This window comes from Ancylobacter mangrovi (assembly GCF_024752355.1).
GTDB lineage: Bacteria > Pseudomonadota > Alphaproteobacteria > Rhizobiales > Xanthobacteraceae > Ancylobacter > Ancylobacter mangrovi.
Genome location: NZ_JANTHZ010000014.1, coordinates 1 through 23,738, shown reverse-complemented (window position 1 = coordinate 23,738; position 23,738 = coordinate 1). Strand labels below are relative to the sequence as shown.

Annotated in this window: 22 protein-coding genes; 19 read left to right on the top strand and 3 right to left on the bottom strand. The window is 70.6% G+C overall.

Annotation, left to right across the window (positions count from 1 at the left end; all coding sequences use genetic code 11):
- Positions 1-94 precede the first annotated feature (94 nt).
- Genes NVS89_RS21530 through NVS89_RS21520 form a run of 3 tightly spaced genes read left to right on the top strand, consistent with a single transcriptional unit; the run spans position 95 to position 3,922 of the window.
- Positions 95-607 (top strand): (2Fe-2S)-binding protein, encoded by a 513-nt coding sequence (locus NVS89_RS21530; protein ID WP_258734829.1) that lies wholly within the window; start codon positions 95-97, stop codon positions 605-607.
- Positions 604-1,662 carry an FAD binding domain-containing protein gene (locus NVS89_RS21525; RefSeq protein ID WP_258734828.1) on the top strand — a complete coding sequence of 353 codons (1,059 nt, stop codon included), beginning with the start codon at positions 604-606 and terminating at the stop codon, positions 1,660-1,662. Before NVS89_RS21530 ends, NVS89_RS21525 begins: the two co-directional genes overlap by 4 nt.
- Positions 1,652-3,922 (top strand): xanthine dehydrogenase family protein molybdopterin-binding subunit, encoded by a 2,271-nt coding sequence (locus NVS89_RS21520; protein WP_258734827.1) that lies wholly within the window; start codon positions 1,652-1,654, stop codon positions 3,920-3,922. Before NVS89_RS21525 ends, NVS89_RS21520 begins: the two co-directional genes overlap by 11 nt.
- Positions 3,923-3,980: 58 nt before the next feature.
- Here the strand turns inward: NVS89_RS21520 and NVS89_RS21515 are convergent, their stop codons facing one another.
- Positions 3,981-6,320 (bottom strand): acetamidase/formamidase family protein, encoded by a 2,340-nt coding sequence (locus NVS89_RS21515; protein ID WP_258734825.1) that lies wholly within the window; start codon positions 6,318-6,320, stop codon positions 3,981-3,983.
- A 291-nt stretch (positions 6,321-6,611) separates the two neighbouring features.
- Between NVS89_RS21515 and NVS89_RS21510 the strand changes: the two genes are divergently transcribed.
- From NVS89_RS21510 to NVS89_RS21495, 4 genes are read left to right on the top strand one after another with little or no spacing between them, the layout of a single operon-like run.
- Positions 6,612-7,706 (top strand): TRAP transporter substrate-binding protein, encoded by a 1,095-nt coding sequence (locus tag NVS89_RS21510; RefSeq protein WP_258734824.1) that lies wholly within the window; start codon positions 6,612-6,614, stop codon positions 7,704-7,706.
- The gene (locus tag NVS89_RS21505) at positions 7,703-8,251 is read left to right on the top strand and encodes a TRAP transporter small permease subunit (RefSeq protein ID WP_258734823.1); all 549 of its coding nucleotides are present in this window, start codon (positions 7,703-7,705) and stop codon (positions 8,249-8,251) included. Before NVS89_RS21510 ends, NVS89_RS21505 begins: the two co-directional genes overlap by 4 nt.
- Positions 8,238-9,563 carry a TRAP transporter large permease gene (locus NVS89_RS21500; RefSeq protein ID WP_258734822.1) on the top strand — a complete coding sequence of 442 codons (1,326 nt, stop codon included), beginning with the start codon at positions 8,238-8,240 and terminating at the stop codon, positions 9,561-9,563. Before NVS89_RS21505 ends, NVS89_RS21500 begins: the two co-directional genes overlap by 14 nt.
- A gap of 16 nt (positions 9,564-9,579) precedes the next feature.
- Positions 9,580-11,169: a gamma-glutamyltransferase family protein gene (locus NVS89_RS21495; protein WP_258734821.1), complete on the top strand. Its 1,590-nt coding sequence runs from the start codon at positions 9,580-9,582 to the stop codon at positions 11,167-11,169.
- Positions 11,170-11,188: 19 nt separating this feature from the next.
- Here the strand turns inward: NVS89_RS21495 and NVS89_RS21490 are convergent, their stop codons facing one another.
- A complete protein-coding gene (locus NVS89_RS21490) occupies positions 11,189-12,484 on the bottom strand; it encodes a cytochrome-c peroxidase (RefSeq protein WP_374114620.1) in 1,296 nt (431 codons plus the stop codon).
- A 202-nt stretch (positions 12,485-12,686) separates the two neighbouring features.
- Here NVS89_RS21490 and NVS89_RS21485 point away from each other — a divergent pair, with 202 nt between their 5' ends.
- From NVS89_RS21485 to NVS89_RS21450, 8 genes are all read left to right on the top strand, one after another.
- Positions 12,687-14,213, top strand: coding sequence for an acid phosphatase (locus NVS89_RS21485; protein WP_258734820.1), 1,527 nt, complete (start codon positions 12,687-12,689; stop codon positions 14,211-14,213).
- 177 nt (positions 14,214-14,390) lie between these two features.
- Complete coding sequence (locus tag NVS89_RS21480; RefSeq protein WP_258734819.1) at positions 14,391-14,768, top strand: COG4315 family predicted lipoprotein; 378 nt, start codon at positions 14,391-14,393, stop codon at positions 14,766-14,768.
- A gap of 87 nt (positions 14,769-14,855) precedes the next feature.
- Positions 14,856-15,368 carry an RNA polymerase sigma factor gene (locus NVS89_RS21475; protein WP_258734818.1) on the top strand — a complete coding sequence of 171 codons (513 nt, stop codon included), beginning with the start codon at positions 14,856-14,858 and terminating at the stop codon, positions 15,366-15,368.
- Complete coding sequence (locus NVS89_RS21470; RefSeq protein ID WP_258734817.1) at positions 15,365-16,177, top strand: anti-sigma factor family protein; 813 nt, start codon at positions 15,365-15,367, stop codon at positions 16,175-16,177. The genes NVS89_RS21475 and NVS89_RS21470 overlap by 4 nt, the downstream gene beginning before the upstream one ends.
- Positions 16,178-16,474: 297 nt before the next feature.
- Positions 16,475-16,846, top strand: a complete 372-nt coding sequence (locus NVS89_RS21465; RefSeq protein ID WP_374114623.1) for a DUF305 domain-containing protein — start codon at positions 16,475-16,477, stop codon at positions 16,844-16,846.
- Positions 16,847-16,903: 57 nt separating this feature from the next.
- Positions 16,904-18,361, top strand: a complete 1,458-nt coding sequence (locus tag NVS89_RS21460) for a YncE family protein (protein ID WP_258734816.1) — start codon at positions 16,904-16,906, stop codon at positions 18,359-18,361.
- Between the two features lie 80 nt (positions 18,362-18,441).
- The gene (locus NVS89_RS21455; RefSeq protein ID WP_258734815.1) at positions 18,442-18,984 is read left to right on the top strand and encodes an RNA polymerase sigma factor; all 543 of its coding nucleotides are present in this window, start codon (positions 18,442-18,444) and stop codon (positions 18,982-18,984) included.
- Complete coding sequence (locus NVS89_RS21450; RefSeq protein WP_258734814.1) at positions 18,981-19,778, top strand: anti-sigma factor family protein; 798 nt, start codon at positions 18,981-18,983, stop codon at positions 19,776-19,778. The genes NVS89_RS21455 and NVS89_RS21450 overlap by 4 nt, the downstream gene beginning before the upstream one ends.
- 13 nt (positions 19,779-19,791) lie before the next feature.
- Here NVS89_RS21450 and NVS89_RS21445 read toward each other — a convergent pair whose 3' ends face one another.
- The gene (locus NVS89_RS21445; RefSeq protein ID WP_258734813.1) at positions 19,792-20,598 is read right to left on the bottom strand and encodes an IclR family transcriptional regulator; all 807 of its coding nucleotides are present in this window, start codon (positions 20,596-20,598) and stop codon (positions 19,792-19,794) included.
- Positions 20,599-21,013: 415 nt separating this feature from the next.
- Here NVS89_RS21445 and NVS89_RS21440 point away from each other — a divergent pair, with 415 nt between their 5' ends.
- From NVS89_RS21440 to NVS89_RS21425, 4 genes are all read left to right on the top strand, one after another.
- Positions 21,014-22,039, top strand: coding sequence for a 2-keto-3-deoxygluconate permease (locus tag NVS89_RS21440; RefSeq protein ID WP_258734812.1), 1,026 nt, complete (start codon positions 21,014-21,016; stop codon positions 22,037-22,039).
- Positions 22,040-22,175: 136 nt separating this feature from the next.
- Positions 22,176-22,586, top strand: coding sequence for a GlcG/HbpS family heme-binding protein (locus tag NVS89_RS21435; RefSeq protein WP_258734811.1), 411 nt, complete (start codon positions 22,176-22,178; stop codon positions 22,584-22,586).
- A gap of 15 nt (positions 22,587-22,601) precedes the next feature.
- Entirely contained in the window at positions 22,602-23,591 is a 990-nt protein-coding gene (locus NVS89_RS21430; RefSeq protein WP_258734810.1) for a 2-hydroxyacid dehydrogenase, read from the top strand.
- 36 nt (positions 23,592-23,627) lie between these two features.
- Positions 23,628-23,738, top strand: a 111-nt coding sequence (locus NVS89_RS21425) for an NAD(P)-binding domain-containing protein (protein ID WP_258734642.1), incomplete at its 3' end; no start/stop codon positions are given.

Sequence of the window (23,738 nt, the reverse complement as noted above, 5' to 3'; positions counted from 1 at the left end):
TCCCGATGACGCCTCCCTCCCAACCCCCGGCTTCCCGCCGCACCCGCGTGCGGCCCTCAACGACATTCGACGACGACACTGATCGGAGTTCCGCATGACTTTCTCCATCAGCCTCACCGTGAACGGTGTAAGGCGCGACGTCGAGCTGGACAACCCACGGGTGACCCTGCTCGACCTCCTGCGCGAGCGACTTCAACTCACCGGCACCAAGAAGGGCTGCGACCGCGGCCAGTGCGGCGCCTGCACCGTGCTGGTCGACGGCCGGCGCATCAATTCCTGCCTCGCCCTGGCGCTGAGCCATGACGGGGCCGACATCCGCACCATCGAGGGCGTTGCCGAGGGCGGGCACCTCCACCCGGTGCAGGAAGCCTTCATCGCCCATGACGCGCTGCAGTGCGGCTTCTGCACGCCGGGCCAGATCATGAGCGCCATCGGCCTGATCCAGGAAGGCCAGACGGACGGCGATCCCGAGCGCGTGCGCGAGGGGATGAGCGGCAATCTCTGCCGTTGCTCGGCCTATGCCGGCATCACCGAGGCGGTGCTCGACGCCCAGAAGAAGCTGGCCGAAGCCGGCGGTACCGATGCGGGCCGGAGGGACGCGGCATGAACGATTTCGACTATATCCGCCCCGCCACCGTCCCCGAAGCGGTCGCGGCCGCGGCAGCGCCCGGCGCGGCCTATCTCGCCGCCGGCACCAATCTTCTCGACCTCATGAAGGGCGGTGTCGCCCGGCCCGGCCGGCTGGTCGACGTCACCCGCCTGCCCGGCCTCGACGCCGTCGAGTGGCTGGAAGACGGGGGCGTGCGCATCGGCGCCATGGTGCGCAATGCCGACCTCGCCCACGATCCGCGCTTCGCCGCGTCCTTCCCGGCGGTGGCGGAGGCCCTGCTCTCGGGCGCCTCAGGGCAGCTGCGCAACGCGGCCAGCGTCGGCGGCAACCTGCTCCAGCGCACGCGCTGCGCCTATTTCGCCGACCTCGACAGCGCCTGCAACAAGCGCGTGCCGGGCTCGGGCTGCGACGCGCGCGCCGGCGAGAACCGGCTGCACGCCGTGCTCGGCTGGAGCGATGCCTGCATCGCCACCCATCCGTCCGACTTCTGCGTGCCGCTGGTGGCGCTCGACGCGGTGGTCGAGATCGAGGGCCGCGGCGGCCGGCGCGAGGTGCCGCTCGCCGAGCTGCACCGCCTGCCCGGCGACGCGCCGGAGAAGGACACCGCGCTGGAGCCCGGCGATCTGATCGTCGCGGTGCGCCTGCCGGCCGGCGCTGCCGCCTTCGCCGGCCATGCCCGCTACATCAAGCTGCGCGAGCGCACCTCCTACGCCTTCGCCGTGGTCTCCGCGGCGGCGATGCTGCGCCTCGAGGGCGGGGTGATCGCCGAGGCCCGGCTGACGCTGGGCGGGGTCGCGGCAAAGCCCTGGCGCGACGCCTGGGCCGAGCAGGCCCTCGCCGGCGCCCGCCCGGACGAGGAAGCGTTCCGCCGCGCGGCGGAGCTCGCCCTCGCCGGGGCCCGCCCCTCCGGCGACAACGCCTTCAAGATCGAGCTGGCCCGCCGGCTGGTGGTGCGCGCCCTCGCGCTCGCCGCCTCAGGCACGCCCGAGCGCGTGCCCGCCCTGCCCGGCTCGCCCTTCTCCTCGCTTCCGGAACTGCACCATGACGTCTGAGATCAGCCTCTCCACGGTGCCGGCCCATACGAGGCACGGCTCCAATATCGGCCAGCCCCTCACCCGCCGCGACGGCGTGCTGAAGGTGACGGGCGCGGCCACCTATGCCGCCGACAACCATCCCGAGGGCATGCTGTTCGCCGTCATGGCGACCAGTTCCATCGCCCGCGGGCGCGTCGTCGCGCTCGACGTCGACGCGGCCAAGGCCCATCCGGGCGTGGTCGACGTGATGACCCCGGCGCACAAGCCGGAGCTCGCCATGGACCCGGACGCGAAGACCAACCCCTTCATGTTCCGGCTCGACCTGCTGCAGAACGATCTGGTGCGCTACGCCCACCAGCCGATCGCGGTGGTGGTCGCCCGCTCGCTCGAGGCCGCGACCGAGGGCGCGGCGCTGCTGGCGCCGCGCTACGAGGAGGAGCCGGCCCGGGTCGGGCTCGACGCCGACGAAAGCTTCGAGCCGGCGGCGATCGGCATCGGCTCGCCCGCACGCATCGAGCGCGGCGACGTGGAGGCCGCGCTCGCGCGCGCCGAGCACCGGCTGGAGGCGACCTACGAGACGCCGGCCCAGTACCACAACGCCATGGAGCCGCACGCCATCGTCGCGGCCTGGGACGGCGACACGCTCTCCATCGACACGCCCAGCCAGGGCCTGGCGATGGCGCAGGGCCGGCTCGCCGGCCTGTTCGGCATCGCGCCGGAGAACATCCACATCCGCAGCCCCTTCCTCGGCGGCGGCTTCGGCTCCAAGGGCCTGGTCTCGGGCCCGCAGGTGCTCGGCATCATGGCGGCGAAGCTGGTCGGACGGCCGGTGAAGCTGGTGCTGCGCCGCGACCAGATGTACGGGCCGGTCGGCCATCGCCCGCCCACCCGCCAGACGCTGCGCCTCGGCTTCGACGGCGAGGGGAAGCTCTCCGCCCTCCACCACCACGCCAAGACCGTCTCGAGCACCTTCGACGACTTCTTCGAGCCGGCGGCGGACATCTCCCATACGCTCTATGCCGCCCCCGCCATCCTCACCTCGCACGAGGCGGTGCGGGCGGATATCGGCACCCCGCTCTTCATGCGCGCGCCCGGCGAGGCCACCGGCTCGATCGCGCTCGAAGGGGCGATCGACGAGGCCGCCTTCGCCTGCGGCATGGACCCGCTCGCCTTCCGCCTGAAGAACTATGCCGAGGTCGAACCGATCTCCGGCAAGCCCTTCTCCTCCAAGGCGCTGCGCGAATGCTACCGCCAGGGCGCCGAGCGTTTCGGCTGGTCGCGCCGCACGATCGAGCCGCGCAAGATGCGCGACGAGAACGGCTATCTGGTCGGCTGGGGCATGGGCACAGCCACCTTCCCGGCGCTGATGTTCCAGGCCGAGGCGCGCGCAGTGCTGCGCCGCGACGGCTCCGGCGTGATGGAGACCGGCGCCCACGACATGGGCCAGGGGGCGTGGACCGCCCTCGCCCAGATCGCGGCCGACGCCCTCGGCCTCGATCTCGACCGGACGGAGTTCCGCGCCGGCACCTCGGACCTGCCCGATGCCGGCATCGCCGGCGGCTCGGCCCACACCGCCACCGCCGGCATGGCGATCCACAATGCGGGCGCGGACGTGGTCGCCAAACTCGCCGCGCTTGCCACCGGCGACGAGCGCTCGCCCCTGTTCGGCGCCGGCAATGCCGGCGTCGTCGCCCGCGAGGGACGGCTCCACCGGCGCGACGACGAGAGCCGTAGCGAGGGCTATGGCGACATCCTCGCCCGCGCCGGCCTCGCGCAGATCGAGGGCAAGGGCTCGGCGGCGCCAGACCCGTCGGTGCAGGAGACCTACGCCATGCACGCCCATGGCGCGGTGTTCGCCGAGGTGAAGGTGGACCCGGACCTCGGCCAGGTGCGCGCCACGCGCCTCGTCGGCGCCTTCGCGGCCGGGCGGGTGATCAATCCCCGGATGGTGCGCAGCCAGTTCTATGGCGGCATGATCTGGGGCATCTCCTTCGCCCTCCACGAGCACGCCGTCATGGACCGGCGCTCCGGCCGCATCCTGAACGCGGACCTCGCCGAGTACCACATCCCGGTGAATGCCGACGTGCCCTCGCTCGATGCGCTGATGATCGAGGAGCACGACCCGCACGTAAACGCGCTCGGTATCAAGGGCGTGGGCGAGATCGGCATCACCGGCTCGGCCGGCGCGGTGGCGAACGCGGTCTGGCACGCCACCGGCGTGCGGGTGCGCCACTTCCCGATCGGGCTCGACGACCTGCTGGTGCCGGCCGCGGCCTGAGCCGCCCGCGCCGCCTCTCCCGGCCGCTCCGTTCCCCGCGAACGGGGCGGCCATCCCCTCACCGCTCCGGGGCGGGAAACATCGGCTTGTCCACCTTGGCATGGACGCCCCAATTGCCGTCGGCGACCTGCGTCACTCCGAAATCGACCGCCACCGACATCAGCGAGATCGCCTCGTCCTCGTCGAGCTCGTAGCGCTCCATCAGGAACTTGCGGGTTGCGCGCACCGCGCTGCGCAGCGCCCGGCTCAGCGAGGAGCGCTTGAACACCTCGGACTGCGCGTTGCGCCCGAGCTCGCGCAGATAGTTGGTGTAGCTGAAGCCGTGCAGCAGGAAGGCGCCCTCGGTTTCGATCAGCGGCGCGTTGAGCCCGTTCAGGAACGCCTTCTCGGTCTCGCCCCTCTTGTGCAACACCAGCCTTATCTCGCCGGTCAGCGAGCATTCCAGCGCCGTGCCGCTGATCTCGCCGTCACCCTGTGCCAGATGCGGGTCGCCGACCGAAAGCAGCGCGCCGGGCACGGTGACGGGGAGATAGACCGAGGAGCCCTTGCCTGCCCGCCAGTTGTCGACATTGCCGCCGAAATAGCCGGGCGGGACGGAATCGACGATGTCGCTCTCGCGCGGCGCCACCGCGATGAAGCCGAAATGCGGGCGCACCGGCACGCGCACGCCCTTCATCACGCCGTGGCGCTCGGTGAGCCGGGCGTGGTCGACCGGGATTCCGGGATAGTCGATGGTCTCGTGCACCACGCCGAACGGGTCGGTCTGCGGCACCCAGCGGAAGGAATAGACCGCCTCGGCATAGCCGCTCTCGCCGGCCGCGTCGGTGCGGTAGATGGTGACGACCTCGCGCTTGCGCGGCTCGTCCAGCAGGTCGTCATGGTGGAAGCCCCAGGCGGAGGCGGCGTTGCTGCCGAAGGCCTGCCCGGCATAGGCCGGGTTGGCGCAGGGGCGCGGGCGCAGGTCGCGTATCTGCACCTCCAGCACGTCGCCCGGCTCGGCGCCATGGACGAAGATCGGCCCGGTGCAGATGTGCACGCCGAACCCCTCGCCGGCGCCGCGCCCGAAGATGCTGGCATTCACCGGCCCGGCGCCGCGCCGGTCGACCGCCTTGTAGTCCCGGCTCCAACGGAACACGCTCTCCGCGCCCGGATCGCCCTTTATCATCCGCTCATGGTCGTCATAGGCGTGCTGGGTCAGCGTCTCGACCGTGACGATGGCGCCCGAGCGCACGCGCAGCACCGGCGGGATGGAGCGGCTGAGATAGCCCCAGTGCACGGTCTCGCGCGAGACGGGAAGATGGTGGCGGCCGGGCTCGGAGGGCTCCGGCGCCCGCGCGCGGGCCTCGGCGGCCGGCGCGTCGGCCTCCTCCGGCGCGGGCACCGGCGAGGGCCCCGGCCGCATCGGGCGCACCCCGCTATGGATCGGCCGGCCGCGGGTCCAGCGCGTCTCCACCGCGCCGCTGCTCGACTTGCGGAACTCGCGCGGGGCGATGCCGTAGGCGGCGCTGAACACGCGGCTGAAATGGGCTTGGTCGCCGAAGCCCCAGCGATAGCCGATCTCGGCGATGCTGCGGTCGGCATGGTGCGGGTTGATCAGGTCGAGCCGGCAGCGCTCCAGCCGCCGATGGCGCACATAGTCGGAAAAGGCGCGGTCCTGCCCCTCGAACAGGCGCTGCACGTAGCGCGGCGACAGGCCCTCGGCCTTGGCGATGTCGGCGACCGAGAGGTCGGGCTCGCGCAGCCGCGCCTCGATCTGCGCGCAGACGCGGGCGAGATGGGCGGCCTGCACCTGGGTGGCGTTGTCCTCCTCCGGGCGCGCCTCGGCCAGCAGGGCCGACAGCACCAGCTCGGTGATCGCGGTCTCGGCGGCGATCAGCTCGCCATCCTCCATCATCGCGAAATTGGCCGCCAGCGCGCGCATCATCGGCCGCGTGGCGGCGGCCGAGACGCTCTCGCCGAGCACGATCGTCGCCACCTCCGCGCCCCGGCCGATGCGCCCCGCCAGCCGCTCGCGCGGCACCCGCAGCAGCAGCAGCTCGAAATCGTTGCGGAACTGGATCGTGCCGGCGGCGAGCGGATCGCACACCCACAGATCGCCATCGGCGAATTCGAACGCGCGCCGGCCGGTATCGGTGAGGTGCCCGCGCCCGTAATGCACGAAGCCGATCAGCACGCCGTCGGCCTCGTCCGCCCGCGTCTTCAGCACCTGCGCGGTGGAGCGTAGCAGGGCGAGCGTCGCCAGCGTCGGCGAGCGCTTGATCGAGATCTCGCCGAAATGGAACGCCGCCCCTTTCGGCCACTGGTCGGACAGCGACAGCATGCCCAGCGTCTCGCGCCAGGCGGCCTCCTGCTTGCTGGCGGGGAAGGCGGCGATCGAGACCGGGACGGTGCGGCTCATGGGGCGGATCTTCATGGGAGGAAGCCGGCGAGGGGCCGGCGAAGCTGTTTGACGATTGGCGCACAAAAACTTGTCTGGCGCCAGCCCGGCGGGGCTGCCCACTTCCCGGGCATGCCCTTACAACCATTTGTGGTTGCATCATAAACGGCGATTTCATGCCTTTTCGTCGCGCCCCCGCACGCGCATTTCTGCACCACAGGGGGCATTGCCGCACTGCGGTATAACCGGGATATTCCGGCCACGCATCGCCCAGCGGAACCCGTCGGGGCGCAAACATCAGAGGGATTCGAGATGGATCGTCGTGGATTTCTGGGCGCCGGCCTCGCCGGTACAGCGGCCGTCGCCACCGTCGCCGCGCCGCACGTCGCCCGCGCGCAGCAGACGTTCAACTGGAAGATGACCAACGCCTACGGTCCCGGCTCGCCCTTCTATGTCGTCGGTCCGGGCAGCCCGACCTATTTCTGCGACCTGGTCGGCAAGATGTCGGGCGGCCGGCTCAACATCCAGCACTTCGCCGCCGGCGAGTTGATCCCGGCGCTGGAGGGCTTCGACGCGGTCTCCGCCGGCACGGTCGAGATGAACGCGGCCAACTCCTATTACTGGGCCGGCAAGGTGCCGGCGGCGCAGTTCTTCACCTGCGTGCCGTTCGGCCTCAACTTCCAGGGCCAGACCGCGTGGATCTACCATGGCGGCGGCCTGCAGCTCTGGGAGGAGCTCTACGAGCCCTTCAACCTGGTGCCGATGCCGCTCGGCAATACCGGCGTGCAGATGTCCGGCTGGTTCCGCAAGCCGATCGAGAAGGTCGAGGACTTCCAGGGCCTGAAGATGCGCATCCCGGGCCTCGCCGGGAAGGTCTACGCCCAGCTCGGCGTCGACGTGAAGCTGCTGCCCGGCGGCGAGATCTTCCCCGCGCTGGAGCGCGGCGTGATCGACGCGGCCGAGTTCGTCGGCCCCTACCAGGACCGTCGCCTCGGCCTGCAGAAGGCGGCCAAGTACTACTACACGACCGGCTGGCACGAGCCGAACAACGTCACCGAGCTGGTGGTCAACAAGGCCGCCTGGGACAGCCTGCCCGACGACCTGAAGGAGATCGTGCGCACCGCGGCCGCGGCCTGCAACGTCATCAGCCACACCTGGTGCGAGGCGACCAACGGCGAGGCGATGACCGACCTCGTGCAGAACCAGGGCGTCATCGCCGGCCCGCTGCCCAAGCCCGTAGTGGACAAGCTGCGCGAGGTCACCAAGACCACGCTCGACCAGCTCGCCGCCTCCGACCCGAAGATCCAGAAGGTCTATGACAGCTTCAACGCCTTCGCCGCCCAGCACAGCCAGTGGGCCGGCCTGTCGGAAGCGGTCTACCAGACCCAGATCCGCAGGGGCGCATGAACGAAGCGCTGGAAAGATGCGCCCGCGTCCTCGACGCCATCGTCGAGGTCTGCGGCCGGGCCGCGGCGTGGACGGGCCTCGCGCTCGTCCTCGTCATGGCCGGCAACGTGCTGGCGCGGTACATTTTCAACGTCGGCTCGGTGGCGATGCAGGAGCTGGAATGGCACCTGATGTCGCCGCTGACGCTGCTGTGCATCGCCTACACGGTCAAGCATGAGGGCCATGTCCGGGTGGACATCGCCTATGCCCACTTCCCCGCCGTGGTGCGGGAGGTGATCGACCTGTTCTCCGCGCTGTGCGTGGTGGCGCTGTCGGTGATCGTGATCGTGCTGTCCTGGCACTACGTCAAGCAGTCCTACGTCATCGGCGAGGGCTCGCCCGATCCCGGCGGCCTGCCCTACCGCTTCATCCTCAAGGCGATGATCCCCGCCGGCTTCGCGCTGCTGCTGCTCCAGAGCATCGCCGCGACGCTTCGCGCGATCCAGCCCTTCCTTGGCGGCGGGTCCCATCCCGCCTCGCCGGTGCCCACCGATGCCCGTCAATGAAATCCTGGCGATGTCCTGCATCGCCTCCTTCTTCGTGCTGCTCCTCGCCGGCGTGCCGGTGGCGCTCACGCTCGCCATCAGCGGCTTCTTCTTCGGCTGGCTCGGCTTCGGCACCACGCTGTTCAACCTGCTGCCGGCCCGCATCTACGGCGTCACCGCCAACTACACGCTGATCGCCATCCCGCTCTTCGTGTTCATGGGCGTGATGCTGGAGAAATCCCGCCTCGCCGACGAATTGATGGACGTGATCGGCCATGTCTCCGGCAGCCTGCGCGGCGGCATGGGGCTCGGCATCGTGCTGGTCGGCATGCTGATGGGGGCGACCACCGGCATCGTCGGCGCCACCATCGTCACGCTCGGCCTGCTCACCCTGCCGACCCTGCTGCGGCGCGGCTACGACAAGAGTCTCGCCTGCGGCGCCATCTGCGCCTCCGGCACGCTCGGCCAGCTCATCCCGCCCAGCACGGTGCTGATCCTGCTGGCCGACATCCTCGGCGAATCGGTCGGCACGCTGTTCGCGGCCGCGCTGATGCCGGGGCTGCTGCTCACCGGCGTGTTCTGCATCTACATGATCGTCGTCGGCATCGTCTCGCCGGAGAAGGTGCCCGCCGTCCCGATCGAGGAACGCCGGGCCATGCCGCGCGGCGAATTGTGGCTGAAGGTGCTCAAGGTTGGCCTGCCGCCGATCGGCCTCGTGCTCGCCGTGCTCGGCTCGATCATCGCCGGCATCGCGGCGCCGACCGAGGCCGCCAGCATGGGCGCGCTCGGCTCGATCCTGGTCGCCGCCATCGCCCGCCGCTTCACCTGGAAGGTGCTGGTGGCGACGGTGCAGTCGACGGCGCGCATCACCGCGATGATGTTCTTCGTGCTGATCTGCTCGCAGGTCTTCGCCCTGTCCTTCCGCGGCCTCGGCGGCGAGCGACTGGTGCACGACGCGTTCTCGCTGGTGCCGGGCGGCACCAACGGCATCATCATCTTCATGCTGGCGATCATCTTCGTGCTCGGCTTCTTCATCGAGTGGATCGAGATCAGCTACATCGTGGTGCCAATGTTCCTGCCGCTGCTCAACAATGCCGGGGTCGACCTGGTGTGGGCCGCCGCGCTGATCGCCACCGTGCTGCAGACCTCGTTCCTCACCCCGCCCTTCGGCTGGGCGCTGTTCTACCTGAGGGGCGTGGCGCCGCCCGAGGTCGCGACCGGCGACATCTACCGCGGCGTGCTGCCCTTCATCGCGCTGCAGATCGCCGCCGTGGCGGTGGTGTTCGCCTTCCCGGACCTGGCCACCTGGCTGCCCCGGGCCATCGGCTGGTAGCCGGAGTACCCATCACATGCTCAACACATCGCGTGCCCGCCGGGGCATGGTGACATCGCCGCATCATCTGGCGAGCGAGGCGGGCCTGCGCGTGCTGCGCGAGGGCGGCAACGCGGTCGAGGCGACGCTCGCCATGGCCGCGACCCTGGCCGTGGTCTACCCGCACATGACCGCGATCGGCGGCGACGGCTTCTGGCTCGTCGCCCCGCCGGGCGAGGCGCCGGTCGGCATCGAGGCCTGCGGGCGCGCCGCCGCGCGTGCCACCCCCGCGCTCTATCTCGACGCCGGGCTGGAGGTCATTCCCCCGCGCGGTCCGCTCGCCGCCAACACGGTCGCCGGCACCGTCGCCGGCTGGGGCGAGGCGCTGGCGCTCAGCGCCGAGAAGGGCGGCCGGCTGCCGCTGTCCCGGCTGGTCGAGGACGCGGTATGGCACGCGCGCAACGGCTTCCCCGTCACCGCCAGCCAGAGTGAGCTGACGGCGCAGAAGCTGCCCGAGCTCGCCGACGTCGCCGGCTTCGCGCCGAGCTTCCTCGTCGACGGCGCCGCGCCCGCGACCGGATCGGTGATGAAGCTGCCCGCGCTCGGCGACACGCTCGCCCGGCTCGGCACCGAGGGGACGGACGCCTTCTATCGCGGCGCGCTCGCACGCGAGATCGCGCACGACCTCGCCGCCGCCGGCTCGCCGGTGAGCGCCGAGGACCTCGCCGCCTGCCGCGCCCGGCGGGTGGCGCCGCTCTCGGTCGGCCTTCCCGGCATGACGCTCTACAACATGCCCCCGCCCACGCAGGGCCTGTCCTCGCTGATGATCCTCGCCCTGTTCGCGCGGCTCGGCGTCGACGCGGCGGAGGGGTTCGCGCACGTGCACGGCCTCGTCGAGGCCACCAAGCAGGCCTTCCTGGTGCGCAACCGGATCGTCGGCGATCCCGACGCCATGGGCGAGGACCCGCGCGCCTGGCTCACCGACGAGGCGCTGGACCGGCTCGCCGCCCGCATCGATCCCGCCCGCGCCCTGCCCTGGCCGGCGCCACCCTCGGCCGGCGACACGGTCTGGCTCGGCGCCATCGACGGCGAGGGGATGGCGGCGAGCTTCATCCAGAGCATCTATTTCGAGTTCGGCTCTGGCGTCGTGCTGCCGCAGAGCGGCATCGTCTGGCAGAACCGCGGCTCCAGCTTCCAGCTCCGTGGCGAGGGCCCGCGCGTGCTGGCGCCCGGCCGCAAGCCGTTCCACACCCTCAACCCGGCCTTCGCCACCTTCGCCGACGGGCGGCGCCTGGTCTACGGCACCATGGGCGGCGAAGGCCAGCCACAGACGCAGGCGGCGCTGTTCTCGCGCTACGCCCTGTTCGGGCAGGAGCTGCAGGCGGCGATCACCGCGCCGCGCTGGCTGCTCGGGCGGACCTGGGGCGCGGAGACGGTGACGCTGAAGCTCGAAAGCCGCTTCCCGCCGGAACTCGTCGCGGCGCTGCGGGAGGCCGGGCACGACGTCGAGGTCGTGGCGCCGTTCGACCAGATGATGGGCCATGCCGGCGCCATCGCGCGCCATGCCGACGGCGTGCTGGAAGGCGCCGGCGACCCGCGCAGCGACGGCGGGCCGATGGGCTTCTGACGAGCAGGGCCACCCCGCCTCACCGGCTCGACGAGACTCCCGCATGCGGGGGCTGGTAGCCGTCGTCCAGCGTCTTCAGGAAGGCGACCACGTCGTCGATCTCGGCCTCGGTCAGCGCCGGCCTGTCGCCCGGCTTGCCGCCGAAGGGCGGGTCCTGATTGAGGTTCTGCCGGTAGCGCTCGGGCAGGTCGTCATAGATGGCGACGCTCCCATCGGCCCGGCGCGGGTAGAAGCGCTCGGGCTGCACGTCGCGATAGACGTAGAACGCCACCGCGTCGCGCAGGCTGGTGAACACGCCGTTGTGGAAGAAGGTCTTGCGGCGCGCCACGTTGCGCAGCGAGGGCGTCTTGAACAGGCCGCAATAGTCGGCCTCGCCGGCGAAGTCGGTGCGGTAGGGCCCGCACAGGCCGAGATCGTAGAAATTCGGGTCCTTGTTGGCGGGGATGGCCGGGTTGCGCGGCAGGCCGAGCGCGATCATGCCGTAATCGGTGAACTGCGGCGGCGTGCCGGTGGCGTCCACCTGGCTGCGATGGCAGCTCGCGCAATTGCCCTTGTCCTCGTCCTCGAACAGCTTCAGCCCGCGCGCCTCGGCATTGCTCAGCGTCGCCTTGCCGGCGAGATAGGCGTCGAACTTGCTGGTGTAGGGATAGAAGGTGGCGGGGTCCTGCTCGAACGCCTCCAGCGCCGCCACCACGGTGCGGAACAGCGCGGCGTCGTCGCTTCCCCCGGAGAGCGCGCGCACCTCGCCGGCATAGGGCGCGGCGCGCACCGAGGCCACCACGGCGGCCGGGCTCGCATTCGCCATCTCGTTCGGCGCGAGCAGGGGAAAGCGCGCCTGGTCGCGTCCGCGATCCGCCCGCCCGTCCCAGTCGAGCCCGCCGGTCGGCCCGTTGTCGACGCTGGGGTCGCCCTCCTCCTCGCCGTCGAACTCGTGCTCGGTGAAGGCGGGCGTCACCTCGATATAGGTCAGCGAGGGCACGGCGCGCCCGCCCGGCTGGTCGAGATGCGGGCCGCCGAAGCGGATCGGCGCCGCATCCGCCGGCGAGAAGCCCGCCGACGGCGCGTGGCAGGAGGCGCAGGCCAGGGCGTGCGAGGCTGACAGACTCGGGTCGAAGAACATCTTGCGCCCCAGCGCGGTGAGCGCGTCGGCCCGCGCATAGGCGTCCGCCCGCGACAGCCCGCCCGAGACCGCCATCGCCGGCGCCCCCGCCATCGCCACAGTGAGCGCCGCGAGCAGACCGATGCCGGCGGCCTGCCGCGGACCGAAAACGCCAGCCCTGCGGGCGATCTCCTTCTCCTTCCGCTCCCTCGTCACGCTGCGCTCTCCCTCGAAACCGGACGCGCCGGCGCGCGTGCCGGTGAATCGTTGGGCCCGTTCCATGACAGCGGCGTGATGGCGGCCGTCGGAGGATCACGAAACTGCAATATGACAGGCGTAGCTAAGAATAATTCCAAGCGCTCGACGGCTTGTCTCGTGGCGTGGGCCAGTCGTTCGCCCGAAAGGTGGAGAAGAAAATATGCATCCGCTTCGCACGTTGCTCCTGACCGGCGCGTCACTGGTTGCCTTTGCGGCAACCATATCTTCCGCAGCGGCAGTCGATCTCGATAAGATCGATACGGTTGTGGTGATCTACGCGGAAAACCGCAGCTTCGACAATATCTACGGCAAGTTCCCCGGCGCGCGCGGCCTTCAGGAGGTCACCCCACAGGCGGCGCGGCAGGTGGATCGCGACGGCAAGCCGCTCGCCGAGCTTCCGGCCATCTGGGAGGGGCTCACCGCCAAGGGCGTGACGCCAGTGGTGACCCAGGCCAAGACTGAGCACCTGCCCAACGCACCCTTCGCCATCGACGACCCCAAGGGCTTCGACACCGCCGACAGCGTCATCACCCGCGACCTGTGGCACCGCTTCTATGAGGAGCAGATGCAGATCGACGGCGGCCGGAACGACAAGTTCGCCGCCTTCGCCGATTCCGGTGGGCTGGTGATGGGCAACTACGCCCATGCGCAGCAGCAATTGTGGGACGTGGCGAAGGAATACACGCTGGCCGACAACTTCTTCCAGGGCGCGTTCGGCGGCTCCTTCCTCAACCATTTCGAGCTGATCTGCGCCTGCATCCCGCGCTATCCCGACGCCGATAACAGCCCGGCCAAGGGGCTGATCTCCAAGGTCGAGCCGGACGGCGTGACCCTGACGCCAGCCGCCAACGCGCCCGGCTCGGCGATGGACGGCCCGCCCAAATTCGCCAACAGCTCGAACCTGACGCCGGACTTCTACGCGGTGAACACCATGCAGCCGCCGTACCAGCCGAGCGGCAACCCGCCGACCGAGCAGTCCGGCCCGGCCTATGCCGACCCTTCCGTCGCCACCACCCTGCCGCCGCAGCATGACGTCACCATCGGCGACCTGCTCAGCGCCAAGGGCGTGGACTGGGCCTGGTATGCGGGCGCCTGGCAGGCGGCGCTGGACGGCAAGAACGCCAAGCCGGTGCCGAACTTCCAGTACCACCACCAGCCCTTCAACTATTTCGCCCAGTTCGCGCCCGGCACCCCGGCGCGGGCCGCGCATCTGCGCGACGGCGGCATGAACGGCACCGCCTTCATCGCCGACATCGACGCCGGCAAGCTGCCCGCCGTGACCTTCTACAAGCCGCAGGGCAACCTCAACCAGCACGCCGGCTACGCCTCGGTGGCGGCGGGCGACGCGCATATCGCCGACGTCATCGCCCACCTTCAGAAGAGCCCGCAATGGGGCCACATGCTGGTGGTGCTGACCTATGACGAGAATGGCGGCTTCTGGGACCATGTCACCCCGCCTCAGGCCGACCGCTGGGGCCCGGGCTCGCGCATTCCCGCGCTGATCGTGTCGCCCTTCGCGCGGAAGGGCTTCGTCGACCACACCCAGTACGACACCACCTCGATCCTGCGCTTCATCACCGAACGCTGGAACCTGCCGGTGCTGCCCGGCCTGATCGAGCGCGACAAGGCGCTCGCCGCCCATCACCAGCCGCCCATGGGCGACCTCTCCGGCGCTCTCGACCTGTAGGGCGGCCGGTCTATCCAAGCGCGAGGGCGGCCCGGCGGCCGCCCTTTTGCGTTGCTGCCGGGCGCCTGCCGCCCCGGGCCGCGAAAAAACTGCGCGGGAGCGAAATAGATCGCCCGCCCCGGCTGTCTCTCTGCTGCAGGTCGCGATCGCCGCGACGATGCAACAAGGAGAGAACCGATGCTGAAGACCCTTTCGCTTGCCGTCGTGATCATGGCCGCCGCCGCGGGCAGCGCCCTCGCCGCGCCGGCCATGGCCGGCAAAACCGCCAAGGGCGAGGCACTCGTGGACGCCCACGGCATGACGCTCTACACCTTCTCCAAGGACGGCAAGGACATGTCCGCCTGCAACGGCAAATGCGCCGAGAACTGGCCGCCGCTGATGGCCGCCAAGGGCGCCAAGGCCGAGGCCGGCTACTCGATCGTGACGCGCCAGGACGGCTCGCTGCAATGGGCCTACAAGGGCAAGCCGCTCTACACCTTCGTCAAGGACGAGAAGGCCGGGGACGCCTCCGGCGACGGCCTGCTCAACGGCGCCTGGCACGTCGCCAAGCCGTGATGCGAACGGCATCGGCGCCGGCCCGCCCGGCGCCGGCGCCTTCCGGTCCGCAGCACCGGCAGGGAAGCGATCAGGGAAGCGATCGCCATGGCGAAGGCTGACAGGGACGAGCTGATCGAGGGCGAGATTCCCGCCCTGCGGCGCTACGCCTATGCGCTGACGCGCGACCACGAGGCCGCCGACGATCTGGTCCAGGACTGCCTCGAGCGCGCGCTCTCGCGCTGGCACCTGCATCGCGGCGCGGATGCGCTGAGGCCGTGGCTCTTCACCATCCTGCGCAACATCTTCATCAACGCCTACCATGCCGGCCGGCGGCGCGGCGCCAGCGTCCCGCTCGAGGAGGCGCCCGCGCCCGCCGTCTCGCCGGGCCAGGAGGGGGCGCTGGACGTGAAGGATGTCATGGCCGCGCTCGACCGGCTGCCCGAGGACTACCGCTCGCTGATCCTGCTCGTCGGCGTCGAGGAGTTCTCCTATTCGGAGGCCGCCGACATCCTCGCCATCCCGTCCGGCACCGTCATGTCGCGCCTCGCGCGGGCGCGCCGCAAGCTGCGCGAGCTATTGGAGGGCGAGGCCATCCCATTCCTGCGGAGAGTCAAATGAAGGGCCCTCACACCCCGATCGGCGAGGACGATCTCCAGGCCTATGTCGACGGGCGCATCGCGCAGGACCGCTTCGCCCTGGTCGAGACCTATCTCGACGAGCAGCCGGAGGTGCGCGCCCGCCTCGAGCGCGAGCGCCGTCAGGTGGAGGTGCTGAGGGAGCAGTTGCGGGCGAAGTTCGAGGAGCCTGTTCCCGCGCGCCTGCGCGTTTCCAGCATCCGCGCCGGCCGCCGGCGGCGCTCACGCGGCTGGATGCGCGCGGCAGCCGCGGCGGTGCTCATCTTCGCGCTCGGCTGCGGCAGCGGCTGGGTGCTCGGACGCGGGGCGCCTATCGCGCTACCGGCGGCGCGCCTCGCGGCGGCCGACGCGGTCTCGCAGGGCGCGATGGCCGCCTACCGCACCTATGTGGTGGAGGTGGCGCATCCGGTCGAGGTCGGCGCCGAGCACGAGAAGCACCTGATGACCTGGCTCTCGAAGCGGCTCGGCCGTCCGCTGGAGGCGCCGGATCTCAGCGCCTTCGGCTACGCGCTGATGGGCGGGCGCCTGCTGCCGGCCCGCCGGGGCGCGGCGGCCCAGCTCATGTACGAGAACGCCGGCGGCGAGCGCCTGACCCTCTACGTGCAGGCCTCCGACGGCACGCAGACCGCGTTCCGCTTCTTCCGCGACGGCGACGCCTCGACGCTCGCCTGGCTCGACCAGGGCTTCGGCTTCGCGGTGACGGCGCCGCTCGCCCGCAACGCGCTGCTGCCGATCGCGGAAGCCGTCTACCACGCCTTCGAGCCGGCCGGCTCGGCATCCGGGAACGGTTGAACCCGCCCGCGATGCCGGGACCCGCGCGGTCCATCAAGCAGCCGTGACCGGCGGCGCGGCCCTTCCCGCTCCGTCGGCGGAATAATCCCCGCCCGGCCCGCGTCTACGCCACCAGACGTTCATCACCGGACGAAGGAGTGGCCGATGACCGGCGCGATCCGCAGGACCTTCCGCAGAAACTTTGCCGGCAATCTTTTTTCCGGCAGCCTCCGCCCCCTCCCGGGGTTCGCCCGCGGCGCGCTGGTCGGCACGGTGCTGGCACTGGGTGGCAGCGCCGCCCCGGGGCTGGCTCACGACATGAACGCCATGAACATGGGCGCCATGAAGATGGCGGCCCCCGCGCCCGCGCCCGGCACCGACCCCGCCGCGCTCGCGGCCGAGCGTCCCTTCCTCGACGGCAATGACGCCGCCATGTCGACCATGATGGCCGGCATGGCGGTGGCGCCCACCGGCGACGTCGACAAGGACTTCGTCGACATGATGGTCCCGCACCACCAGGGCGCGATCGACATGGCGAAGCTCGAGCTGCGCTACGGCACCAACCAGAAGCTCAAATATCTCGCCCAGGAGATCATCGTGACGCAGCAGCAGGAGATCGCCGCGATGCGCCTCGCGGTGGGCGAGAAGCTGCCGCCCTCGACGCCCTCGCCCACCGGCACGGCCGACTAGGCCGCCCGCCCATCCGGGCGCCGCCGCCTCCCCCATCCAAAACCTCAGGAAAATCCGATGAAGCGCATCCCCTTCCTGGCCGCGCTGGCCGGGACGCTGCTCGCCAGCGCCGCCGCCTTCGCGGGCCAGGCCCCCTATGCCGCCGCCGCGAAGGACATTCCGGTCAGCCATCGCGACCGCGTCTACGCCGCCGAGCAGTACTCCAACACGGTCTCAGTCACCGACCCGGCCAGCAACACGCTGCTCGGCGTCATCCGCCTCGGCGATCCCCAGCCCGGCAACCTCTCGCCGCTCTATCGCGGCCAGACCCTCGTCCACGGCATGGGCTTCTCGCCCGACAACCGCACGCTCGCCGTGGTCTCCACCGGCAGCAACTCGGTGACCTTCATCGACACGGCGACCAACACGGTGAAGCACACCACCTATCTCGGCCGCTCGCCGCACGAGGCGTTCTTCACCCCGGACGGCCGCGAGGTCTGGGTGACGGTGCGCGGCGAGGACTACGTCGCCGTGCTCGACGGCAAGACCTTCGAGGAGAAGACGCGCATCAAGGTGCCCGCCGGCCCCGGCATGCAGATCTTCTCGCCGGACGGCAAGTACGGCTATGTCTGCTCGTCCTTCAACCCGGAGACCGACGTGGTCGACGTCGCGACCCACAAGATCGTCGGCCGGGTGAAGCAGGCGAGCCCGTTCTGCCCCAACATCGCCGCCACGCCCGACGGCAAGCAGGTCTGGTTCACGCTCAAGGATGTCGGCAAGGTCCAGGTGTTCGACGCCCGCCCGCCCTTCAAGGTGCTGAAGACCATCGACAGCGGGCCGATCACCAACCACGTCAACTTCGCCCGCAACGCCAAGGGCAGCTTCGCCTATGTGACGATCGGCGGGCTCAACGAGGTCAAGGTCTACCGGACCGACACGTTCGAGGAGGTGGCGACCATCCCGGTCGGCGACCTGCCGCACGGCCTGTGGCCCTCGGGCGACGGCACGCGCGTCTATGTCGGCCTCGAGAACGCGGCGAAGCTCGCGGCCATCGACACGCTGACCAACAAGGTGGTGGCGACGATCCCGATCGGCCAGGCGCCGCAGGCCGTGGCCTATGTGCCGGACGCGGTGCCGCAGGGCCCCGGCACGGCCAATCTGCAGCCGCTCGGCCTCGCCGGCGCGGTGGCGCATTTCCGTCTCTCCGCGCCCGGCGCGAAGGACGGCGCCAGCCCGACCAGCGTGGCGCTGTTCGACCAGGGGCTGACGCAGGTGCTGGAAGCCTCCGTCACCGGCCTCGAACCCGGCAGCCCCTACGTGCTGGCGCTCGCCGACAAGCCCGACGGCTCGGGCGAGCTCGAACCGCTCGCCGCCTTCAAGGCCAATCCGGCGGGCTCGTCCATCGTCAACGCCGTCGGCCCGATCCGGCAGGTGGTGCAGGGCGGGAGCGCCGGCAGCCGGCGCTATCTGGTGATCGCCTCCGGCTCGATGGAGAAGATCGGCGCCCCGGTGCAGGTGCAGACCGCGGTCGAGTGAGCCGCCCGGCCCGCCGGCCTGTAGACTGCCGGCGGGCCTTCCCCTCCACGCAGGGGCCGCCAACCCGAAAGAGACCTGTCATGGACGACATGGTGACCTTGCTCGAGCCCCTGATCCCGCCGCTCCGACGCTATGCGCGGGCGCTGATGCGGGACCGGGCGGCCGCCGACGACCTGGTGCAGGACTGCCTCGAGCTCGCCATCAGCCGCTGGCACCAGCGGCGCGAGGGCAGCGACGCACGCTCTTGGACCTTCGCCATCCTGCACAACCTCGCGATCTCGCGCATGCGCCAGAGCAAGCGGCGCGGCGTGCACGTGCCGCTGGACGACCTGCAGCAGGAGGTGGTGGCGCAGGCGCCGGACCAGGACCAGGGCCTGCGCCAGCACGACGTGATGAAGGCGCTCGACGCCCTGCCGGAGGAGCAGAAGAACGTGCTGCTCCTCGTCTCGGTGGAGGATCTGAGCTACGCCGAGGCCGCCCGCGTGCTGGACATCCCGATCGGCACCGTGATGAGCCGCCTCGCCCGCGCCCGCGAGCGCCTGCGCCACATCATGGAGCCGGGCGCGCAGGGTGGCGGCGAGGCCGGACAGGTGCTGCCGTTCCGCCAGCGGAGAGTGAAATGAACGCACGACCGATCAGCGAAGACGACCTCCAGGCCTATGTCGACGGCAGGCTCGACCCGGCGCGGCGGGGCGAGGTCGAGGACTATCTCGACACCCACCCGGAGGCGGGCGCGCGCGTCGCCGCCTATATGGACCAGCGCGACCAGCTCCGCGCCGCGCTTGGCCCGGTGGTCGAGGAGCCCGTTCCCTCCGAGCTGAACCTCGCCCATCTGGTCGAGGAGCGCCGCCGCGGCCGGCACGACCGCTTCGGCCGTTCCGCCCGCTCCTGGCGCGACCTCGCCGCCGCGGTGGTGCTGCTCGGCATCGGCCTTGCCGGGGGATGGGTGGTGCATGGCCGCGTCGCCGGCCCGGCCGAGGGAGTAGGCGCGCTCGCCAGCGAGGCGGCGGACAGCTACTCCGTGTTCGCCGCCGACCGGGTTCGCCCGGTCGAGATCGCCGCCGCCGACAGCAGCGACCTCGTCTCCTGGACCTCGGACCGGCTGCGCCACCCGGTGAAGATCCCGGATCTGAAGCCCTCCGGCTACCGATTCATGGGCGGGCGGCTGGTGCCGACCGCTCACGGGCCAGCTTTGATGCTGATGTATGACGACGACAAGGGCACGCGGCTGGTCATGGTCACGCGGCCGATGGCGGCCGACAGGAACGCGCTGATGTCGCAGACCCGCACCGGCGACCTCACCGGCTTCAGCTGGGCCCGTGACGGCATCGGCTACAGCCTCGTCGGCCCGGTCGCGCCCGGCGACCTGCACCCGATCGCCGACGAGATCCGCCGGCAGGTCGGCCAGAGCGTCTGATCCCGCGCGCCGGTCAGTCCACCGGCAGCGCCGGCTCCGGCGCGCCGCGATAGCCGAGCTCGCGCGAGATGCTGCCCGCCGTGCCGCGCACCGCGCAGGCCAGCGTGTCGATGTGCTCTGGGCCGATGTCCAGCACCGTTCCCACCACGCTGATCGCCGCCACCACGCGCCCGCGCAGGTCCAGCACCGGCGCGGCGATGCAGCGTATGTTGGGGTTGTCCTCCTCGTCGTCGAGCGCCCAGCCCTGTTCGCGCACCAGCGCGAGATGGGCGTGGTAGGCCGCCGGGTCGGTGATGGTCTTCGGCCCCTTGGGCTCCCAGGTCGCGTGCTGCAGCCGGTCGCGTATGTCGGCCTCCGGCAACCAGGCCAGCAGCACCTTGCCGAGTGAGGAGCTGTGCAGCGACAGGCGCTTGCCGACCCAGGTATTGACCCTAATCTCGCGCTGGCCCTCGACCTTCAGGAGATAGATCGCCGCGTGCCCTTCCAGCACGCCGAGATGGCAGGTGAGCTGCAGCTCGCGCGACATGCGGCGCAGGCTCGGCAGCGCCTGGTGCTCGATCTGGCGCTGGCCGGCGGCGAGCGCGCCGAGCTCCAGCAGCCGCAGGCCGAGCACGTAGCCGCGCTGCTCGTTCATCTGCAGAGCGCCGAGCTGGCACAGCGTGTTGATGAGGTGGTGGCAGCTGCTGCCCGGCAGGCCGAGGCGCGCGCGGATCTCGGCGAAGCGCAGGCCCGGCTCCTCGGCCAGCAGCTCGAGAATGGCGAACCCCTTGCTCAGCGCCGGCGCCGAAGACTTCGTCGCGTCCGTATGCCCGTCGGCCATCACCTGCTCCAGAACGTCGCACCCGCCGCCCGCGGCCGCGGAACGGTGCCGTTGCGGGCTTCTACCCCATTGATCTCCTCCGGCAACACAACTAGCATATCCGTATAACGAATTATAGTTCCACATATGGAATTATCTAGGGAGACCGGGTCCATGCACCCATGCCGCCATGCTCGTGGGGTAGGCACGCGCCCGCCCTATCGTTCGCCTTACTGACAGCTCAACGAAAAATCCGGCGAAACGCCGGCACCTGAAGCCAGCCTTCTCGATGGAAACGGGCCGGTCCCGCCGTCGCGCGGGCGGGCCGCCGCATGGCCATAGGTAGTATTTTATTACCTTTACGCTACGGAAAGCGCCTCGCGGGGCGCGTTTCCGGGGCCGCTGTCGACGAATCAAGAAGTCAGAGGAAATGCCCATGAAGATCTACCAGACCATCACCAAGGTGCCCGGGGGGCTCATGGTCGTGCCGCTGTTCCTCGGCATGATCATCAACACCTTCTGCCCCAACCTGCTCAAGATCGGCGGCTTCACCGAGGCGCTCAGCGGCGCTGGCTACCCGACCGTGCTCGGCATGTACCTCTTCACGGTCGGCACCAAGATGACCTTCAACGCCGCCCCGCGCATGCTGAAGCGCGGCTTCGGTATCCTGTTCGCCAAGGTCGCCGTGGCGATGCTGATCTCGCTGTCGGTGGCGAAGTTTTTCGGCGGCGAACTGTTCGGCCTCTCCACCCTCGCCCTGCTGGTGGCCATGAGCGACACCAATGGCGGCATGTTCATGGCCCTCACGAGCGCCATGGGCAACAAGGAGGACGCCGGCACCTATGTGGCGCAGAGCATCGAGACCGGCCCGTTCCTGACCATGGTGATCCTGGTCGGCGCCGGCCTCGCCAACATCCCGTGGCTGTCGATGGTCTCGGTGGTCGCGCCCATCTTCGCCGGCGCCATCCTCGGCAATCTCGACGGCGACCTGCGCGAGTTCTTCGGCTCCAAGGAAGGGCTGGTGGTGCCGTTCATGGCCTTCACGCTGGGCCAGAACATCAACCTGAACAACGTCGTCGCCGGCGGCCTGTCGGGCATCTTCCTCGGCCTGCTGGTGTTCGTCGTCACCGGCATCTGCTGCGTCTTCGCCGACAAGATGCTCGGCGGCTCGGGTGTGGCGGGCGCTGCGGCCTCCAGCACCGCCGGCAATGCCGCGGCCGTGCCCAAGGCCATCGCCGCCGCCGACCCCTCCTATGCCGCGATTGCCCCGGTCGCGACCGTGCAGGTGGCAGCCTCGGTCATCGTCACCGCCGTGCTCACCCCGCTGCTCACCGCCTATGTCTACCGCAAGGTGCAGAAGCGGAACGCCGAGCGGCTGGCGGAGGGAATGGTCGCCATGGACGAGACCGCGCCCCCGCCGCTGGTGACCGACCGCCCCGCCTATGAGCAGGGCAAGCCCTGACGGCTTCTCCCGACAGCTCCCACCCTGCCCGAGCCCCTGGCCGCGCCCGTCCGGCGCGTGGCCGGGGCCGAAACCGCCGCGCGGGACCGGGATCCCTCCGGCCCCGCCGGCCCCGAACCGTGAAAGGCGCTTCCCCATGGAGACGATCGACTACGCACAGGCCCGGCGCATGGTCGCCGACGCCCTCGCCCGCGCCGCCGGCGAATACGGCCGGCCGATCTGCGCCGCCGCCTGCGACGCGCAGGGCTTCCTCCTCGCCTTCGCGCGGGCCGACGGCGCCCCGGTACGCAGCATCGCCCTGTCGCAGGGCAAGGCCTATTCGGCCGCGCGCATGGGCGTGGGCACCGACGCCTTCCTCGCCCGCCTGCACCGCGAGAACATCCCGGCGAGCTATTTCTGCGATCCCGCCCTCACCGCGCTGCCCGGCGGCGCGGTGGTGAAGAACGCCGCCGGCCGCCTCCTGGGCGCCGTCGGCATCAGCGGCCTCGCGCCGGAGGAGGACCAGGCCATCGCCGACCTCCTCGCCGCCTCCCTCGACACCCACTGATCCAGGATCCGATCCATGACGAGCCGCAAATCCGTCTATGTGACGCGCGCCATTCCTTCCGAGACCATCGAGGAGTTGCGCGCCCATTTCGACGTGGAGGTCAATCCCGAGGACCGGGCGCTGAGCCGCGACGAGCTGAAGGAGCGCCTCAGGGGCCGGGACGCCGCGATCACGCTCCTGACCGACACCATCGACGGCGAGGTGCTGGACGCCGCCGGCCCGCAGCTTCGCGTCGTCGCCAACTACGCGGTCGGCTTCAACAATTTCGACCTCGCCGCCGCCACCAGGCGCGGCGTCGTCCTCACCAACACGCCCGGCGTGCTGGACGACGCCACCGCCACCCACACCATGACGCTGCTGCTCGCCACCGCCCGGCGGATCGCCGAGTCCGACGCCTTCGTCCGCCAGGGCCGGTGGCAGGGATGGGCGCCGATGACCTTCGTGGGGCTCGACGTCGACCGCCAGACGCTGGGCATCGCCGGGCTCGGGCGCATCGGCCGCAACGTCGCCCGCAAGGCGCGCGGCTTCGACATGAACATCATCTATGCCGACATGCACCGCGACGCCGACTTCGAAGCGGAGACCGGCGCCCGCCATGTCGACAAGCAGACGCTGCTGCGCGAATCCGACTTCCTCACCCTGCACGTCCCGCTGCTGCCCGAGACCCACCACTACATCGGCGCGGACGAGCTGAGGGCGATGAAGAAGACCGCCGTGCTCATCAATGCGAGCCGTGGCCCGGTGGTTGACGAGGCGGCGCTGGTCGAGGCGCTCAAGGCCGGCGAGATCTGGGGCGCGGGGCTCGACGTGTTCGAGGACGAGCCCGCCCTCGCGCCCGGCCTCGCCGAGCTCCCCAACGTGGTCGTCGTGCCGCACATCGCCTCCGCGACGCCGCAAACGCGGCTCGCCATGGGCCGCATCGCCGCGACCAACATCATCGACGTGCTGCACGGGCGCGCGCCCGGGACCTGCGTCAATCCCGACGTGCTCAAGGTCACGGCCTGACCGCAGCGAAACAAGCAGGAAAGCGAGGACGAAACGATGGCGAAGGTTGGATTTGTAGGTCTCGGGATCATGGGCGCGCCGATGGCGGGTCACCTGATCGACGCGGGCCACACGCTTTATCTGTACGACATCAAGCCGGTCCCGGCG